General features: G+C 34.1%; 17 protein-coding genes. 5 read left to right on the top strand and 12 right to left on the bottom strand.

The genetic code is table 11. The features are described from left to right. Positions 1–4: 4 nt before the first annotated feature. The gene (locus tag GBH57_RS09625; protein WP_151674279.1) at positions 5–775 is read left to right on the top strand and encodes a class I SAM-dependent methyltransferase; all 771 of its coding nucleotides are present in this window, start codon (positions 5–7) and stop codon (positions 773–775) included. Here the strand turns inward: GBH57_RS09625 and GBH57_RS09630 are convergent. The 10 genes from GBH57_RS09630 to GBH57_RS09675 all read right to left on the bottom strand — a co-directional run bounded on the left by GBH57_RS09630 (position 767) and on the right by GBH57_RS09675 (position 13422). Beyond that, positions 767–1777: an FAD:protein FMN transferase gene (locus GBH57_RS09630; protein WP_151674280.1), complete on the bottom strand. Its 1011-nt coding sequence runs from the start codon at positions 1775–1777 to the stop codon at positions 767–769. The genes GBH57_RS09625 and GBH57_RS09630 overlap by 9 nt on opposite strands. Beyond that, on the bottom strand, positions 1774–2136 hold the full coding sequence (locus tag GBH57_RS09635) for a DUF8840 domain-containing protein (protein WP_151674281.1): 363 nt from the start codon (positions 2134–2136) through the stop codon (positions 1774–1776). Before GBH57_RS09635 ends, GBH57_RS09630 begins: the two co-directional genes overlap by 4 nt. Before the next feature lie 112 nt (positions 2137–2248). Beyond that, a complete protein-coding gene (locus GBH57_RS09640; protein ID WP_151674282.1) occupies positions 2249–3115 on the bottom strand; it encodes a DUF4846 domain-containing protein in 867 nt (288 codons plus the stop codon). Positions 3116–3214: 99 nt separating this feature from the next. Next, positions 3215–7135, bottom strand: a complete 3921-nt coding sequence (locus GBH57_RS09645; protein ID WP_151674283.1) for a zinc-dependent metalloprotease — start codon at positions 7133–7135, stop codon at positions 3215–3217. Positions 7136–7315: 180 nt separating this feature from the next. Continuing rightward, positions 7316–8623, bottom strand: coding sequence for an NADH:ubiquinone reductase (Na(+)-transporting) subunit F (gene nqrF, locus GBH57_RS09650; RefSeq protein WP_151674284.1), 1308 nt, complete (start codon positions 8621–8623; stop codon positions 7316–7318). 14 nt (positions 8624–8637) lie between these two features. After that, a complete protein-coding gene (gene nqrE, locus GBH57_RS09655; RefSeq protein ID WP_151674285.1) occupies positions 8638–9387 on the bottom strand; it encodes an NADH:ubiquinone reductase (Na(+)-transporting) subunit E in 750 nt (249 codons plus the stop codon). Between the two features lie 67 nt (positions 9388–9454). After that, positions 9455–10102 carry an NADH:ubiquinone reductase (Na(+)-transporting) subunit D gene (locus GBH57_RS09660; protein ID WP_151674286.1) on the bottom strand — a complete coding sequence of 216 codons (648 nt, stop codon included), beginning with the start codon at positions 10100–10102 and terminating at the stop codon, positions 9455–9457. Positions 10103–10105: 3 nt separating this feature from the next. Next, positions 10106–10855, bottom strand: a complete 750-nt coding sequence (locus tag GBH57_RS09665; RefSeq protein WP_151674287.1) for a Na(+)-translocating NADH-quinone reductase subunit C — start codon at positions 10853–10855, stop codon at positions 10106–10108. Between the two features lie 2 nt (positions 10856–10857). Then, positions 10858–12066 (bottom strand): NADH:ubiquinone reductase (Na(+)-transporting) subunit B, encoded by a 1209-nt coding sequence (locus GBH57_RS09670; RefSeq protein WP_151674288.1) that lies wholly within the window; start codon positions 12064–12066, stop codon positions 10858–10860. Positions 12067–12069: 3 nt separating this feature from the next. Next, the gene (locus tag GBH57_RS09675) at positions 12070–13422 is read right to left on the bottom strand and encodes a Na(+)-translocating NADH-quinone reductase subunit A (protein ID WP_151674289.1); all 1353 of its coding nucleotides are present in this window, start codon (positions 13420–13422) and stop codon (positions 12070–12072) included. A gap of 201 nt (positions 13423–13623) precedes the next feature. On the opposite strand from GBH57_RS09675, the gene GBH57_RS09680 reads away from it, so the two are divergent. The 4 genes from GBH57_RS09680 (at position 13624) to apaG (ending at position 18028) form a co-directional block, all read left to right on the top strand. Next, positions 13624–14877, top strand: coding sequence for a type IX secretion system plug protein (locus GBH57_RS09680; RefSeq protein ID WP_151674290.1), 1254 nt, complete (start codon positions 13624–13626; stop codon positions 14875–14877). A 42-nt stretch (positions 14878–14919) separates the two neighbouring features. Continuing rightward, a complete protein-coding gene (locus GBH57_RS09685) occupies positions 14920–16302 on the top strand; it encodes a pyridoxal phosphate-dependent decarboxylase family protein (protein WP_151674291.1) in 1383 nt (460 codons plus the stop codon). Positions 16303–16377: 75 nt separating this feature from the next. Continuing rightward, complete coding sequence (locus tag GBH57_RS09690; protein ID WP_151674292.1) at positions 16378–17640, top strand: DUF3667 domain-containing protein; 1263 nt, start codon at positions 16378–16380, stop codon at positions 17638–17640. A gap of 1 nt (position 17641) precedes the next feature. Continuing rightward, entirely contained in the window at positions 17642–18028 is a 387-nt protein-coding gene (apaG, locus tag GBH57_RS09695; RefSeq protein ID WP_151674293.1) for a Co2+/Mg2+ efflux facilitator ApaG/CorD, read from the top strand. Here apaG and GBH57_RS09700 read toward each other — a convergent pair. Next, entirely contained in the window at positions 18018–19022 is a 1005-nt protein-coding gene (locus GBH57_RS09700) for a DUF6695 family protein (RefSeq protein WP_235904685.1), read from the bottom strand. The two genes, apaG and GBH57_RS09700, sit on opposite strands and share 11 nt — an antisense overlap. Next, entirely contained in the window at positions 19019–19723 is a 705-nt protein-coding gene (locus GBH57_RS09705) for an NRDE family protein (RefSeq protein WP_151674294.1), read from the bottom strand. Before GBH57_RS09705 ends, GBH57_RS09700 begins: the two co-directional genes overlap by 4 nt. Between the last annotated feature and the right edge of the window lie 207 nt (positions 19724–19930).

Genomic DNA, 19930 nt, shown 5'->3' on the forward strand with positions numbered 1-19930 from the left:
ATCTATGTCCAAAATTTTCAAATTTTTCCTTAACCTATTTCCTCGAACATTTTTAATCAGAATAAGTTATCTCGTACGCCCTTTAGTCGCTTTTTACCTTAGAGGATCAAAATACACTGACCCAATAGACGGGAAATCGTACCGTAAATTTTTACCTTACGGTTATGAAAAGGTAAGAGAAAATGTACTTGCTCCAGGCACACTTTCACTCGAACGACACAGACTTTTCTGGTTATATTTAACTAATAAAACCGATTTTTTTACAGCTAAAAAAAGGGTTTTACATTTTGCTCCTGAACAAGCTTTTTTAAGAAAGTTTAAGCAAATGAAAAATCTGGAGTACACTACAACAGACTTAAATTCACCAATTGCAGACATTAAAGCTGATATATGCAATCTGCCTTTTAAGGATAATAGCTACGATGTGATTATTTGCAATCATGTATTAGAGCACATTCCAGACGACACAAAAGCTATGAAAGAATTATATCGTGTTTTGGCTCCTGGAGGCATGGCAGTTTTACAAGTTCCTTACGAAGCTGATAGAGCTACAACTTTTGAGGATGACTCCATTACAGATCAAGCTGAAAGAACTCGTATTTTTGGTCAATATGATCATGTAAGAGTTTATGGAATGGATTATTTCACTAAATTAGAACGCATAGGCTTTAATGTTGAGGCTGTAGATTACACAAAGCAACTCTCAAAAGAAGCTATTGATAAATTTCGTTTAGCTGATGGCGAACTAATTCCTGTTTGTAAAAAACTAGTTTAACACTAACTTTTTAAATCCCTCAGTAGAATAAACTTGCGTTGCATTTTCAGTATCTGTGTATGTTAGATACGCTTCTACCCCATCTAAGCCAGACAACATTTTTTTAGCGCGTTCAAAGCCCATTGCCATACAAGCTGTAGCATATGCATCAGCTAGAGCACAAGACGGTGCTATTATCGTGGCGCTAGTTACATCACTTTGTTCTGCGAGCCCTGTTAACGGGTTTATAGTATGAACATACTTTTTTCCCGTAATATCATCTATTCTATATTTCCTATAGTTTCCAGATCCAGCAAGACCCCTATTTTCTAATTTGAAAAGCACAGTCGCCTTACGGTTGTCTACATCAGAATCCAAAGCTTCAACACCTGAAATCCAAAAGCTATCTTTCTTAACATTTCGGCCTTTAGCAAGTATTTCTCCACCTAACTCAATAATATAGTCGGTAATATTATTTGATTCTAGAAAATTTCCCAATTGATCAATTCCGTATCCTTTTGCTACTGCATTAAAGTCGATATACACATTAGGGTTAGATTTAGTTATGGTCCCGTTTTCATTAATCTGAAATTTTCTAAACCCAACCAATTCTCTTAAACTATCAAGTGTTGCAATATCTATTTCAGCTACAGGTTTAGTATCTCCAAAACCATATGCATTTCGCAAAGTCCCGACTGTAGGGTCAAAATAACCTTTACTATTTGTATGTACCGTTTCTGAGATACGCCAAACTTCCTTGAACATATCGTCTACAACTACTGTAGTATCTCCGCGATTTATTTTAGAAATATCACTCTGTGGCAAGTATGTACTCATTGATTTGTTTACAGCATACAATACTGAATCAATTCCCTTTTCAGCCTTAAACTCTGTAGCGGTAAAATATTGAATGGTGTAAGTAGTACCAAAAGCATCACCCTGTAAAACTTTAAGTTCTGGGCTCTTTTCAGTAGCACAAGAGCAAATACTTAATACCATTAAAAGTGCGAATATATTTTTCATATTATTTCTTGAAGTCCTTTATACACCATTGTATAAGGCTCATCTTTTAAAACAGGTTTAGCATAATCATCTCCGTGCCCTAATCCTACTCCAGCATAATACGTTTTAGCATCAAACGCATTTGCATGTTCTTTGATTGTTTGCATAAAAACTGGATCATAGACATTAGCATCTTGAGGATAAGAGGAGCTTCTAACAATTACAAAATGAAGGTCTTTATTTTTAAGACCCACAAATTGTGGATCCTTACCTATTTTACTATTTACTCCTAAAAACTCGAAGCCTTTAGCTTTCATATCTTCTCCCACAATATTCATTGCGAGGTTATGTAATTCCTGTTTTGAAAGTTCTTGCGACATGGAGAATTGTTGTGTTATTTAAACATTACAAAAATAATGTAAAATGAAATATTCTTAGGTCATTTAACTTTTTGTTCTCTATCAATTGCTAACTAAAAACATAAATTGGTGTTTATAGAAATCGCATAAATCGAGCTTCTTCAAAGTAATATGTAGGTATCTGAAGCGGAGCTCCTACTTTAAGGGTAAACCAAGGCGACACTGAAGTGTTTTTCGGGTTTTTTAAGAGGTGTACGCTTTGTGCAGGAGTATTTCCCTGAATTAACGCAAACAATCGCTCTCCGCTTTCATTCTGAATAATATCTGCAATCATAACCACGTGACCCGGAAAGCCAGGTTTAATAAGCATATCTCCAATTTTCAATTCTGAAATTTTATCAATTGAAGGTAACTCTGCAAAAAGAGATTGAGTACCTGCGTAGGTATACATGAGATTAAGATAGTTATAAAAATTCTCTTTTGAATTATTAACCGAAGCTGTTTTATGAAAACTCACTTTATTACCATCAACTTTAGGCCTAAATCCTTCAGAGTATTTTTTCCAAGAACAATAATGCCCTGAAGTGAATTTAAAACCTATTTCTTTCTTTCGGTTTGTATTCCACAGATAATCTGCTCTCAATCTTATCAAGGCATCTGCACATTGCTGTAAACCATTTGAAGGAACTGAAACTTCTAAAACACCTACATGTCCTTGTTGATACAAATAAGGTTTACCATCATAGTTTATCACCTTACTTCCGTACACTTTTAAAGGATATTCTTGAATATAGTTTTGAAAACTGCCTGCAACAGCTGTATCTCTTTTAAAGCCTTCTGGGATTTTTAATCTTGAAATAATATTAGTCCCAGCTTCATTAATATTTGAAACTGGAAGCACGTAAGTCAATGCCGTATTTTTAATAACATCTCCCTTTTTAGTCCAAAAGAAGAACCAAATTCCAAGCAATACTATTAATAATATAATTAAGCGTTTCATACATACATAACTATCTTTCCGAATGAATATTTCAGAAGCATAAAAAACCGCTTCCAAAATATTGAAAGCGGTAAATCTAAACTAAAGCATTTTCAGAGCTTAGTTTTTAATTACTCTTTTAGTTATTATTCCTTTTTCAGTGAAAACCTTCACAAAATAGATAGCAGATTTAAGAGCGTTTAAATTAAGTTGAGCTTGTTCAGTTGCCTCAAACGCATTTTCTTGAACAACTCTCCCTTGTAAATCGTAAACAAAGATGTTTTCAATTAATGCATTAGGGGAATGTATTTGTAAAACATCGGTTGTTGGATTTGGAAATAATCTAACAGATTCAACTAAATTATTTGTTACATCGAGTATTTCTTCGTTTTCAAACTGTACTGTAAATCGATTATTAAATACACCTCCGGTAGTGGCAAACTCATAATCTCCTTCATTAAGGTTTGTAATAGTACCCAACAAATTATCAATTAAATACACTGTTGCATTTGAGATAAGAGCTCCTTCGCTATTTAAGACTGAAATAGTGTACGTTAAATCTTCATCAAAATAAGTTGAGAATCCCATTGGGATAGTTATAGAAGTATTAAACGCCTCTCTAGCCTGAATACTTAATTGCTCCGTGCCGTCTTGAAGGTGCGTATATAATGACACTGAGGTACCCATCTTATCAGCATCAAAACCAACATCTAATCCAGAAGTAGCTGCATTAGTAAAACCAATAAGGTTAGTACTACCTGTGTTTTTATTTTCTTGGCGTACTTTTAGCCATAAACGGTTCATTTCTTCAGAAGTTCTCAATGTTGTATTTCCAGAAGTAACACGCATAGCGTTTGTGAAATTTATCGATCCACTTGCTTTTGCTTTAATACCAAAGCCCTGTCCAGTTGAAATAATTCCATTTGGCATTGTACTCGTACCTGGATCATTTGCTGCAGGCATTGGCCCTGTTAAGTTATACATAGAAATATCTTCCATACTAAAATTCTGTGTACCATATGGTCCTGGTGTAGTTGTAGGAGCAGTTAAGTGTTCCCAGAAGTAAAGTTCGGTTACAACAGTTGCATTGGCCGGATCTCCTAACAACAAGTTAGCATCAATTGCAGAAGGGTATGGATTAGCTAGTAAATTAGCACTATTATCTTGCGTGCCATTAAATCCTGCGTTATAACTAACATTACCACTATTTAAAGTTCCATTGTTGAAGTTATAATTATAAGCACCACTTGCTGTTAGTGAAGGTCTAACTATATATCCTTCAGATGGATTTAAAACTCCAGTATGGTTTGCTAAATCATTATTATTGTCATCATAAAAGTTAACACCTGTTACAGCTTGACCGGTATACATAACGTAATTATCAGTATTATGATTTAACACTTGGTGAGCACCATTAAAAACTGATTGATTAGTAGTACTCATAGGGCTTCCTACAACCATAAATTGCCTAGCAATTAAATTTGGTGTTGTGACAGCTACGTTTATAGCCCCATCATTTATAGTTATTGCATCATCCAATACTTGAACTACACTACCTTGATGTTCCACCTCTAAAGATGAACCATTTGTTACAGTAATATCTCCTTGTACACGAATGTAATTACCCGAAGGCACCGTTAGTGTAGCATTAGATTCAATTCTTAATGAACAAGCTTCTAGATCACCACTAAAATTAGTAGCAATTACTACAGGGTTTGTAGCATCTGGCTCACCTGCGGGTGACCAAGAACCAACCCATGTTTTTGTCTCTCCTATACAAACTGAATTAGAATTAATAATATTCACTAAATAATCCTGAGTTTCTCCATATACGATATCATCACAAGGGCCTGTTGTAGATGGATCTTCTAATGCATCAAAAGCCCTTACCCTCAAAAGCTTTTGACCATTACTTGTATTTGTTGGTATAGTAATACTAAAAGTTTCTAAAGTACCATCTGTAATTGTGAAAGTCGTATTTAACAACTCTTCTCCAGCATCTGTAAACAATCCATTATCATTAAGGTCAATCCACACTTTTATACGTTCTATGTCATAAAGTGTTGAGGCTTGTAAAATATGCGTGTTTAAACCAGAAGCTTTGTCAAGATCAGTTATATAAGCTGTCCTATTAGAGTAACCTTCAATTCCTATCTCAGAATCTGTATTACAACCCTGCAATCCATCATCAACATTAATAGAACCTAGAACAAATTGTTTTATCCCGTCTATAGAACAATCATTAGTAGTTTCAGGAATACAATTAATGTGGAATACTGTTTTACAGAATTCATCATTTGAAGTATTTTCATCTGAAGCTAATAATGTTGTAATACAAATATTGTAAAATCCAAAATTTGACAAATCTACCATAATAGGAACGGTAACAGTAACTGAAGTTCCACCTGGTAAAGATGGAGCGTAAGTTTCGGTTGCAACAACAACATTATTAATAGCAACTTCATAAGGAATTCCTGACTGACTAATACTTCCCAAATTTGAAAGTGTAAAATCTAATTGCTCACTATTAGTTAATCCCATTTCTAATTCGTTAAATGAACTTATGTTAGAAATTGTAACATCTTCATTTAAAACTACTGCAGAAATTAAAGATAAGTCAAGATCATACATTTGAACATTATCCACCTGAGCTCCTTGTTGTTTTACCCTCACAAAATATGTTCCTGCCAAAGGCAAATTGACGTCTGTTAAATTTTCAGCTTCACCAAAACTATTTGTATTAGCAGTAGCAATAACAGTAGATCCATTTGTATTCAATACTTCAAACATTAAATCTGAAATATTAAGAGCATTAAAAGGTGTTCCAACAGCACAACTACCATCTACTGGATTTTGCTGACCATCTAAATATGTGGATCCTGTAGGGCTTAGTGTTGCAGATAATAATGCAGGTGCATTTATTGTAAAAGAAAAGTAATCTACATCTGTATCATCATCAATACTGCGTTGTAATTTAGAATATGAAGCTGGAATAACATTTGAACCTAAAAAGGTGGCAGAACCAAAAGTATCATTACCTTCATCGGGATCGCCATAGTTTCTATTTGTCGCTAAAATATCATCTTCCTGAGGACCTAAAAAGTTAACTGTCACAAAGGGTTCCATCAATTTAGTTTCATTCACCGGGCAAACATGCGCTATTCCTAAACCGTGACCTATTTCGTGAGTTAATACATTAGCAGTACCTACTGTGGGATTATTAATGTAAAAAGCATCAGCTGTATCTATCACCATATCTCCATTGTTAGGAAAAAAATTACAAGCCAATACATTACTATTACCATCAACATCATGACCAGAAATACGCATATCACCTCTAGTTCCTAAAACACCATCAAAACCTGTTACAGTAGCACCATCATCATTTGGTTCATAAACGAAAATTAACCCACTAGCTTCAGACCAAGAGTTGAACATAGTAACAAACACGTTATGCCATGGAGCTGTTGTATAATCTCCAGTAACTGTTGGGGGACCATAAATGCTATTAAAGAAAGCAATAAAATTACTGTTATCAGATGATTCGCCCGGAACTGAACATCCGCCATTTCCTATCGGGGTACCATCTGGAACATAACTCCAAGTTAAAGTTGTTATATCACCTTGTCCTAAACCTGAACCATTAATAGCAGTTGAAAACCAACGATTCGCTATATTAAATCTAGAATCGTTATTTAAACCTAAACTATTCGCTACGGCATTTCTGTTCTCATAAAAATTATCTATGTAAGATTGATCCGTGTCTGGAGCGAAACAAGTTGCAGGGAAACCTGCAAAACTATCAGTTGTACCCATAGTTTCTTGTATTGCTTGCGTAAATGATTGTTTAAAATGAGGCATCACTATTGAAAATGCTTTTTTCTTCTTCAATCCTTCAATTTCTTCTTTAGAAAATTCAATATCTAAAACACTTTGACTTTGAACATTATCAATATGCGAAGCAGTATTGAGATTGATTGTAATAAGTAGAAATAAAACACTTGTTAGTACTAATAAAGTAATGAGTTGAGATTTTTTCATAATGATATTTATTGAAAATTGTTATACAAGTTAAAAAAAAGTCAATAACCTGATTTTCAAATAGTAAATATAATTTTTTATTATGAATAACAAACCCTTAAATGATATTGAATAACTACAAAAAGCCCCCTATCAATAATTGATAGGGGGCTTTTAAATGTAATATTTATGAAGTTAAAATTAACCTCCAAAATCATCAAAGCGAATATGCTCATCTGGGATACCAAAATCTTCACCCATTTTCTGAACAGCTTGGTTCATTAATGGTGGACCACAGAAATACAGTTCAATGTCTTCTGGGTTTTCATGTAAACTCAAATAGTTATCTATTACTACTTGGTGTATAAATCCTACAAATCCATCTCCTTCGCCCTCAATACCGTCTTTTACTTTCCAGTTATCTTCTTCAGCTGGTTCAGATAAAGCTAGGTAAAACTTAAAGTTTGGAAACTCATCTTGTAATTGCTTAAAGTGATCTAAGTAAAACAACTCACGCTTAGAACGCCCACCATACCAGTACGTTACTTTTCTACCTGTACGTAATGTTTTGAATAGGTGATATAAGTGAGAACGCATTGGCGCCATACCTGCACCACCCCCTACATATAGCATTTCGCTTTCAGAAGGATTAATAAAGAATTCACCGTATGGTCCTGAAATGACACACTTATCACCTTTCTTCAAGTTGAAGATATATGATGATGCAACTCCTGGATTTACATCCATCCATTGATTTTTAGCGCGATCCCATGGCGGCGTAGCAATACGAACGTTCAACATAATTTCACGTCCTTCAGCAGGGTAAGAAGCCATTGAATAAGCTCTTTCCACAACTTCATTATTTTTCATTACTAAAGGCCATAAACCAAACTTATCCCATTCAGCTTGAAACTTATCTGGAGTTTCGTGTTCTTCTGGGTGGGCTGTAATATCAATATCTTTAAAGTTTACTTCGCATTCTGGAATTTCAATTTGAATATACCCACCAGCTTTGTAGTTCATATCTTCAGGAATTTCAACTACAAATTCTTTAATAAATGAAGCTACGTTATAATTTCTAACAACAACAGCATCCCATTTTTTAATTCCGAAAACTTCTTCTGGAATCGTAATATTCATATCCTGCTTAACTTTTACTTGGCAAGATAAACGTGCTCCTTCTTTTAACTCTTTACGGCTAAAGTGGGGTGTCTCTGTTGGTAGTGCTTCACCACCACCTTCAAGAACGTGACATTCACACTGAATACAAGTTCCACCACCACCACAAGCTGATGGTAAAAATATTTTATTATTACCTAGTGTTGAAAGTAATGTACCTCCACTGGCAACTTCAATAACTTTTTCACCATTAATGGTAATTTTAACTGGTCCTGATGGAGATAATTTTTGTTTTGTAAATAACAATAGTGCAACTAATAATAGTGTGAGCACTAAAAATGCGACCACTGTTGCTACTATAACTCCTAATGTACTTGCTGCTAAAAACATAGTATAAAGTTTTATTATTCTGAAATTACTGCCGCTTGAGCAGTCTCAGTTTCAATTGATTCTTCAAGTTGTAATCCCACTTTTTCTGGTTGCCCCTCTAAAGAAGGTGCTGCGTCATCCCCTCCAGTTAACATACCTCCAAAACTCATAAACCCAATTGCCATTAATCCTGTAATGATAAATGTAATACCTAAACCTCTTAAGGGTGCTGGTACATTTGAATAACGAATTTTTTCTCGAATAGCTGCAATTGCTACAATGGCTAGAAACCATCCAATTCCTGAACTAAATCCGTAGTTTAAAGCTAATCCAGCTGTCTCAATTTCTCTTGACTGCATAAATAAAGATCCACCTAAAATTGCGCAGTTTACTGCAATAAGCGGTAAGAAAATACCTAGTGAGTTATATAATGATGGAGAAAACTTCTCTACAATTATTTCTACTAATTGTACCATTGTCGCAATGGTCGCAATAAATAGAATAAAAGATAAAAAGCTTAAATCGTAATCAGCATATGCACTTAACTCTGGTGTAGCACGATTACCATCTAGCCAAGCTAAAGCTCCGGGTTGCAAAATATATTGATCTAAAAACCAGTTTAATGGAACTGTAACCGTCAATACAAATATTACTGCAGCACCAAGTCCTACAGCTGTACTTACCTTTTTAGATACTGCTAAGTAAGAACACATTCCAAGGAAATATGCAAATACCATGTTATCAACAAAGATAGATTTGAAAAAAAGTTCAACGTGTTCTAACATCTTTTTATTTTTTAAAATTTCCGAAGAAATCTATTTTAAAATTTTCTTTTAAATTTCTAGAAGAAGATTAATTCTCCTCAATAAGTGCTTTGTTTCTGCTTCGTTGTACCCAGATAATAATTCCAACTACAATTAATGCCATTGGAGGTAATACCATAAATCCATTGTTTTCGTAACCTATTGCATATAATCCTGTTTTAGTAATAGGGTCTCCTAAAACTTTGAAACCGAATAATGTTCCACTACCAAGTAACTCTCTAAAGAAACCTACTACAACTAAGATAACTCCGTATCCTAATGCGTTACCTACACCATCAAGAAATGATCTCCAAGGTCCGTTTCCTAGAGCAAATGCTTCAAAACGACCCATAATAATACAGTTAGTGATAATTAGTCCAATAAATACAGAAAGTTCTTTACTGAGCTCGTAAGCAAATGCTTTTAAAACTTGATCAACAATAATTACAAGTGTTGCTACAACGATAAGCTGTACAATAATTCTAATTTTTGAAGGGATGATGTTTCTCATTAATGAGATCACCACGTTTCCTATTCCTAATACAAAAATTACTGATACTGCCATTACAATAGAAGGCTTTAACTGTGCCGTAATTGCTAGTGCAGAACAAATACCAAGTACTTGAATAGTAATTGGGTTGTCATCCGTTAATGGATCTAATATTAGTTTTGCGTCTTTTTTCGATAATAATCCCATTGCTTATTTGTTTAGAGATTGAAAATAAGGTACATACATTTTGATGTCTTTTTTAAGCATTGCTGCAACACCGTCACCTGTAATAGTTGCACCAGCTAAGGCATCAACTTCATAATCAGTTTTATCTGTATTTAAAGGATCATTATTCCCTTTAGCAACATCGATTGCTTCAAAAGCATTACCGTTAAGGAAACTCTCACCTGTAAAGTCATCCATAAAATAACGTTGCTTAATTTCCGCTCCTAAACCTGGAGTTTCACCTTTATGATCAAAATAAACACCTTGGATTGTCATAGATTTATCCATTGCAACAAATCCCCAGATAGCGTCCCAGAGACCTTTACCTCTTACTGGAACAACATAAATTACTTTACCATCCTTTTCTCCTACCATAACTGGTAGCTTTCTAGTGTATTCTGGATTTTTTGCTTTTGTTGCTTCTTTCTTGATGTCAATTAAATATGCCTCAGGATTTTCTGTTACTTTAGTTCCTTCTATAACATATTGCTTAGTGATGTATTTTGAAAATTCACCTGCAACTCTATCAGTAGGAATAAAAGTTACATCGCCATCACCTTCATTATCATTAACATTCATTGCATAAAGAATATTCTGCTGTTTTTCAGCTTCCATATTCTCAGTAATCATTGGTTTCAATCCGTTTGCAGCTAGTGCAAGTATTGAACCAACTACCACTACCATTATAATGGCAAAGATGATAGTATAACTGTTTTTATCTGTGTTAACTGCCATAATTAAGCTGTTTTAACTTTTAAACGTTTTGCTCTTTTCTTGATGTTTCCTTCAACAACATAATGATCAATGGTTGGTGCGAACACGTTCATTAATAAAATTGCTAAGAAAACTCCTTCTGGATATGCAGGGTTGAAAACACGAATCATAATTGAAATAAATCCAATTAAGAAACCGTAAATCCACTTTCCTTTATTAGTTTGAGAAGCAGTAACGGGATCAGTTGCCATATAAACAGCACCAAATAATATACTACCAATAAATAAATGTTGCCAAAACACGACATTCATCAATCCAAAGAATTTAGAACTTTCATCAATCCATCCCATTTCAACAACTCCGTTGAAAATAAGTCCCATTGACAGTGCACCCACTAGGGTACTTAAAATAATTCTCCAACTTCCAATTTTAGAAAGTATTAAAATTAATGCTCCAACAATGATTAAAAGTTTTGAAGTTTCACCAACAGATCCAGGAATAAATCCTAAAAATTGGTCCATCATACTCCAGTCTGCAAATCCTTTATTTTGAGCTAAGCTTCCTAAAATTGTTTCTCCTGAAATTGCATCTGGTTGCCCAACAGTGTCTACCGCTCCTGTAACCCATACTTTATCTCCAGACATCCAAGTAGGATATGCAAAGAATAAAAATGCACGAATAGTTAAAGCAGGGTTTAAGATATTCATCCCTGTACCCCCAAAAACTTCTTTACCAATTACAACACCAAAAACAACTGCTACAGACAACATCCATAATGGAATATCAACTGGTACAATTAATGGCACTAGCATCCCTGTTACAAGATATCCCTCCTCTACTTCGTGACCTTTAATTACAGCAAAAATAAATTCAACTAATAATCCCACTCCGTATGAAACAATAACTAATGGCAGCACTTTCCAAGCACCAATACTGAAGTTTGAAAAGTTCCAAAATTCCGTACTAAAAAAGCTAAGCGCCTTTGTCACCTCACCTGTTTGCAAGTTATACTGATACCCTGCGTTAAAAATTCCGAATAATAAACATGGCACTAATGCCATAATTACCATATTCATTGTACGCTTAAGATCATCTGCTACCTTAACGTGTGTCCCATTATGAGTTGTTTCGTTAGGTAAGTATAAAAAAGTATGAATTGCGTTAAACGCAGGAGCCATTTTAGTCCCCTCATACTTCATTTTCATCTTATGTAAACTCTGTTTTAATCCCATCGTTTATCCTATTTCTTTATACATTAAATCAAGTCCTTTTCTTATAATGTCTTGGTGAGGCTGTTTAGATACACAAACAAACTCAGTCAAAGCAAAATCCTCAGGAGCTACTTCGTACATACCAAGAGCTTCCATAGCATCAAGATCTTTAACCATACAAGCTTTTAAAATTTGCATAGGATAAATATCTAGTGGAAATACTTCCTCGTAACTACCTGTTACTACAAATGCACGGTGTTCTCCGTTAGTATTTGTATTAAGTTCAAACTCTTTTTTAGGTGTTAACCAAGAAAAAGTCAATGCTCTTGAAGTAGATATCTTATTGAAAACTGGCTTGTTCCATCCAAAAAATTCATAGTCATCTCCTTCAGGAATAACCGAAACTACATTATTATAAAAACCTAAATGTTGTTTTAATGAAATCGCCTTACCAGAAAGCACATCACCACTAATTACACGAACGTTTTCCTCATTTAATCCAGAATCGTAAATCATTGTAGAAACTTCACTACCAATTCTAGTTCTATAATACTTAGGAGCTTTTACTGATGAGCCAGCAAGAGCAACAATACGCTCTGCATTATACTTTCCAGTTAAAAACAACTCCCCAATTATTACTAGGTCTTGAGCAGCTACTGTCCATACAGTTTCTCCCTTATTAACAGGATCAATTTTATTTATTTGAGTACCCACATTTCCAGCAGGATGCAAATTATTAGCACGGTGTTGCACTGCATCGTTTAAGCCTGCAAGCGGAGAATTTCCATCTTTACCAACTGTTACGTGAACTACACCTTCTGTCAGTTTAGCTAAAGCGCTTATAGCTACTTGCAATTCTTTTTCCTTACCTTTTAGTGTAAAGTCAAGATCTGCAGCTAAAGGCCCCGTACTTAACCCCGAAACAAAAATTGCTTTAGGCATTACATCTGGGTTTGCAATCACATCATACGGACGTTGCTTAATAAATGGCCAGCAACCAGAAAGTAACAAATGATTCTTTACAGCTTCAGCATCCATTGAATCTGGCATTTTCACGCCAAAATCTCTAAATGTGTCTTGTTGATCTCCTTCTAGAGTTATCATTGTGATAACGCGCTTTGGACCTCTTAAAATTTCGGTTAAAGTTCCGCTTACAGGAGATGAAAACTTAATGTTTTCATTGTCTTTGCTGTAAAATAAAGTATCCCCAGCTTTTACTTTAGCACCTTCTTTTACAACCATCTTAGGTGTAACAAGGTGTAAATCTGAAGGACGAATTGCGAATGTGCGAGACCGCGGTGCGTTAGAAAGTGTTTTATCCGCTTCACCTTTTAGGCGAATGGTAAGACCTTTTTTAATCTTAATGTCTTTGGACATAGGAAGTCGTGTTAAAATTGTCTTTTAAATCCGAAATATCAATACGTTAATAATAGTCTGATTTCGGATTGCAAATTTAATAATTAAAAGAGCATATCCCAACAGAAATATATTAATTTTATTCAAGAGTATGCTCCACCACCCTAGATACAATATTTAGGCACAAAATTTGTTTATATTTAGACACCTAAAATAAACTTCATGCGTTCACTAATATGCAGTCTTATTGCTGTTTTATTCTCATACTCTTTTACAATTGCTCAAGTTTACGAAACCGTTGAGCCATACCGTATTAGAACCATACAATTTAAAGGAAGTTCAAACCAAAGCCAGTTGCCAATCATAGAATTAGGACAACGACTTCAACTCTCATTTGATGACATAGTAGGTGACGAATCTGATTATTACTATACAATTACACATTATAATTTTGACTGGACACCAAGTGATCTTTCAAAAGGAGAATACCTTGATGGCTTTGACGACGTCCGTATTGAAGAATACGAAAACAGTTTTAACACATTACAATTATTTTCTCATTACAGAGTAACAATACCAAATAGAGAGACCAGGGCAATTCAAAAAAGCGGAAATTACCTACTAAGCATCTTTAATGACGATGGAGATATCGTTTTCTCAAGAAAATTTATGGTGCTTGAAAGAGAATTAAGCGTACAAGTAGACATTAAGAGAGCTAGAAACATTAAATTAATTGACCAACAGCAAGTAGTTAACTTCACTGTTGACTCTCCTAGTTTATTATTAATAAATCCGAAACAAAATGTAAAAACTGTCGTTTTACAAAATAGCAATCTAAAAACAGCAATAACAGATTTAAAACCTCTTTATACAATAGGCACTGAATTAATTTACAAATACGATCAAGAATCTGCGTTTATGGGTGGAAATGAATTTCTCGCTTGGGACAACAAAGACGTAAGATCTTCTCAAAATGGTGTTAGAAGTGTCGATTTAAAAGATTTGTATGAAAATTACCTATTTACAGACATAAAGCGAAGTGATAGACCTTATACGTATAACCCCGAAATAAACGGAAATTTTGTTGTAAGAAATATTTACGCCGAAAATCAAGACATCGAAGCAGAATATGTTGTAATGCACTTCAATCTTCAATATTTTGATGATTTAGGTGATAAAGAGATTCATCTCTACGGAAATTTTAATAATTGGACCATTGATGAAACAACCTACATGCGTTATAACGATAAAACCGATTCTTACCAAAACTCTCGTCTTTTCAAACAAGGATATTACAACTACAACTACGTACTTGTAGACCGTGACGGAACTGTAGAACCAGGTGCTATAAGTGGAAATTTTTGGGAAACAGAAAACGAATACACAGTACTAGTGTATTATCGTGCACCAGGACAACGATTTGATAGACTTTTAGGTCAGGGAACCGGAAGTAGTACGACTATAACTAATAATTAATCGATTTTTATCATTTTCAGCACACCCAAACACTAATTAATAATGAACAAGGACTTAGCACTATTTCAAAAACTATCAGAAAAATTATTAAAAGCAGAACAAGAAGAACCTTTAGTTAAACCTATACCAGCAGAAAGTTTATTTGAAACACTTGCTATCTCACTTGAAGATGCTCCTGCCGAAGATGAAAAATTTGAAGAAATATTAGAAAAACTAGTCCTCTCCACTCCCAGAACAGCAACACGGTTATTTTTTAATCAGCTTTTTGGCGGTAGAAACTCAAAGGCAACGCTAGGCGACCTATTGGCTGTAATGCTCAACAATAGCATGTATACCTATAAAGTTGCAGGGCCACAAGTAGGTATTGAGAAAGAGATTATTCGCAAATCTTGTAATTTAATAGGATACGACAAACATAGCGATGGCACTTTCGCTCCTGGAGGTTCGATGAGTAATTTCATGGCTATGTTGATGGCAAGAGACGCTTTTAACGAACGCATTAAACATGAGGGTGTTTCTCAAAAATTAATTGTTTATACCTCTGAAGAGTCACATTATTCAATACCAAAAAATGCAGCTTTTATGGGTATTGGTCGAGACCAAGTTCATTACATAAAAACAAATAGTATAGGTCAAATGAACCCTACACATCTAGCTGCCCGTATCAAAGAAGATCTTGAAAACGGTTTGCATCCATTTTTTGTAAACGCAACAGCAGGAACAACAGTACTTGGAGCTTTTGACGCTATCGAACCTCTATCTAAGCTTTGTAAAAAACACGGGTTATGGCTTCATGTAGATGGCGCTTATTGTGGTAGTGTCATTTTTAGCAAAAAGTACAAACACCTTTTAAAAGGAATCGAACTAACCGATTCATTTAGCTACAATGCTCACAAAATGATGGGCACTCCATTAACCTGCTCTATCATATTAAGTAAACATAAAAAGCACCTCAACAATTCTTTTAGCAATGACGCTGCTTATCTATATCAAACAGATGGAGATGATTATAACTTAGGCAAAACATCTATTCAATGTGGACGACGCAACGATGCTTTAAAATTCTGGACGCTATGGAAATCAGTTGGAACTTCAGGTTTAGAAAAAATAGTCAATCATCAATTTCATTTAGCACAAGTAGCACGAGATTATATTAAAAACAATAAAGACTACGAGCTATATAGCTTTGACAATTCCATTTCTATTTGCTTTAATTATAAAGGAATCCCTGCCGAAAAACTATGCACAGCACTTTATGAGTATTCCGAAGCAATGGTTGGTTACGGAACTTTTAACGGCACTCAATTTATTAGACTCGTCACAATTAACAGCAATAATAGCAACCAAGAAATACTAAATTTCTTTAATGTTATCGAAAATTTTGTAGAAGAAAACCACTCTATATTACTAACAGAGGTCATTTAAATGCTGAAATAGGAGTACTTTAATATTTCGGCACTGCCTCATATGTAATGATAGAAACTTTACTATTTTTACGACATGAGCGATTTAACTAACCATGAGGTAATAGAAGTCGAAACTAAACTTGAATCTAACAAGGATACAAAAACTGTTTCAAGCAATAGCCGCAGACATTTTAAATACAGAAGTAATGAGTGCCTAAACTGCTCACAACCTCTTGATTTAAGTGATCGCTATTGTCCGTATTGCTCTCAACTAAACAGTACAAAACCACTTTCTCTTAAAGATTTTATTGAAGAATTTTTTAGCAGTTTTATAAGTTACGATTCCCGTTTACGCTTTACCGTAAAGGATTTACTATTTAAACCTGGAACTATCACGCGTAAGTATGTTAATGGTAAACGCCTGAAATACACTAATCCATTTAGGTTTTTTCTAAGCGTTTCGATTATCTACTTTTTGGTTTACGGAATGATTAATTTTTTCAATCCTGAAGTTGGAACTCCTTTTTTTGATGTTGACGGTAATAAAAACGATACAACAAATACTAACATCAACACAAGTAACTTCTACTTAGACGATGAAAATACAGGAGATTTAACAGTTGCTATTGAACAACTCGAATCCAACCCTGCAACTGCAAAATGGGCTGAAAAGCTTAAAAAAACAGACTCTATTAGAAAAGCAGAAATTAGAGATTTAAAAGATGATATTAAAATAATTGATGGCGACACAATTAATGATCATGATTATACTAAAAGAGTCGCAATGTTAAGCTCTGAGAATAATATTCAAGCTTTCTTTAACAAATTTGAAATAATGCAAGATTTCTACAGAGACACTAAAATATCTTCTTCTTTAACCGCATTAGACAGCTTATCTCTACCTAATACAAGAACAAACAATTGGCTTTACAGCAAGAACAAAACAATTGAACGAATTGAAGATGACCCATATTCATTTATACAGTTTGTGCTGAGTAAAACACCTGTGTTCCTCTTCTTCTTCGCTCCTTTTTTCGCCTTATTTTTTTGGCTATTATACGCAAGAAGGCCATTTACTTATATGGAACATTTAGTATTAATATTTCACATTTTTAGCTTTGTGTTTTTAGTGATGTTAATTTTATCTATACCTGATATATTTTTAGACATCTCTTTTGCTTTCGCTATATTTTTCGGTCTTGTAGCACCTTTTTACTTCTACAAAGCACTCCGCAATTTTTACAAGCAATCGCGTACAAAAACAATTATAAAATTCGTAATTTTAAATTTCGTATTTATGATAGGCGCATCAACTGCTGCTTCATTATTTTTTCTAGCTACAGCAGCTACATACTAATATGGTACAATCAATAACAAAAGGAATAAAGATTTCAATTCAGACTAGATATGAGGGCACATATATAAAAAACGGCCTTAGACAGTTTGCGTTTGCTTATACCATTACTATAGAAAACCAAAGCAAAGATGTAGTTCAACTAATTGCCAGACATTGGGAAATTAAAGATGCTCTAAATGAGGTTGATTTAGTTTATGGTGAAGGGGTAGTTGGCAAAAAGCCTGTTATAAACCCTGGTAATTCTTATACATACTCTAGTGGCTGCTTGCTTCACGCACCTTTTGGTTCTATGAACGGCTATTATGAAATGGTCAATTTCAGTACTACAAAAACCTTTAGAGCCATTATCCCTGTGTTTAAGCTGAGTACTCCTTTTTCTATGAATTAAAATTTGAAAATGAATCTACACAATGTAGTTTTATTTTAGAACCACCTTGCTCAACGTGACAAAATGCACAATGCGAATCGTATGTAAATGAATATGCTTCTGAAATATTAAAAATTTCAGAATTGTAAATACCATCAAAATCTTCTTCTAAATTTTCGTTGTAACGTCTAATACGATAATGAAATCTTGGTAAACTAGACATATTAACAATTTCAAAATACGCATTACTCCCTGTTCCTTCTAGTTTATGAAAATGTGATGGAGCAACAGACACATTGCAATTTGATTGTTTTTTTTTAGAGGGAGCTTTTTTCTTGTCGAAATAATTAGTCAAGTTTTCTTTAAAAGCAGATCCTGCAAATTCTTTGATATTTCCGTTATAAACTTCGAAAATAGGATTCCCAACAGCAGCTTTTTCTACATTACCAACAGTACTTGGCGTAAACAATTTATTAAACTTCAACCACCTTATTATTTTGTCATTGTCCGTTGCAGATAGAATAGTATCAGTAACAAAACGAGAACAATTACTGCCATTTTTTTCAAAAACTCCATATGGAATACTCCCTCTACTTTGCAATTTAATAATGTAATCTAATGCAGCTTTGTAGTCTATTTCATCGCAAACCGATGCTAAAAGTCTCCCAGAACCGTGAGTTTTTTGAGGATTTGCATCTAACCAAATTAAAAATTCATCAAGATTTAATATTTGATTTTCTTCACTAATTTGAGCTTTAAATGGAACAAACAATTCCGCATCTGTATTTTCTCCTCTTACTCTTCCGTGAGCTTGTGGTGTTACATATCTCCCAAAGTCAAAATACCTTGCATTCCCTGTTTTATTATCAATAAGCACAAGCGCCGCATGACCTGCTTTAATATAATCGCGTGTACCCAACCCCACTAAAGGAAGTACTTTACATATAAACTCTGTACTCATTTGCACATAAGTATCTGGAAACGCTAAAACTATTATCTTACCTGTATTTCTCAAAATGTTTTTATTGTTAGTGCACCCGTTTCTAATTTCTCATAACGAAATGTAACCGTTTGTTCCATTTTTGAAATCTGTGTTATACTTTTGGTTTTTACGAATCCGCGATCCATAATTAACGCATTAGCACCATATTGATTCCCTGCAGTTTTATGAAAATCTAATATTTCAGAAGTAGAAGGTTTTAGTGAATTAAATAAAAACTCAGAAAACCACTGTTTTCTTAACTCTTTAGCTTCATTTGTATATAATAAAGAGGAAGACCAAATTTGTGGCGCCCAAGGTTTTTCTTCAAAATAAACATTACATCCATCCCAAACCAATTCATAAATAGCAGCATTCGATTCCCAATCAATCAAGACAATTGTAAATTGCTCTATGCCATTAAAATCAAAAGTTGCAATAGTTTCTTTAAAATTTTCAGCAGACAATAATTGCGTTACCACAACACCTCTACTTAATCGATAAGATTCCTCTCTTGTATGTGCCGTAAAACCTCCATTGAGTAAACAAATAAGTCGTTTTTTTTCTGAAACACCAATCCACGTTCCACCAGCTGCTGCATCTTTTGGAAATAATAGATTTACACCATCAACTGCATATTTTTCAGGAGCAATTGTATCTCGCAAAGGAGCTTCATCCCTATTTGAAGTAAGAATAAATCCATCTAATGATTTAGGAATAAAAGTTAGTGTGCACATATTAAATTTATTTGTCTCTACAACTCTGTTAAACTTACGGTATCATTATACACTCGGTTTTCAAAACTAGGAATTAATTTAAGATATTGTAAATGTGCTCCATTTAAAAAATACATTCTGAAATATTAATACTTTACCAAATACGACGACACATTAGCCTATTTGTTTTCTTAAGATTATGTTATCCATTAAATTAAGCGTCACATA

Origin of the sequence: Patiriisocius marinus (assembly GCF_008974325.1) — a bacterium.
In the GTDB taxonomy this organism is placed as follows: Bacteria; Bacteroidota; Bacteroidia; order Flavobacteriales; family Flavobacteriaceae; genus Patiriisocius; species Patiriisocius marinus.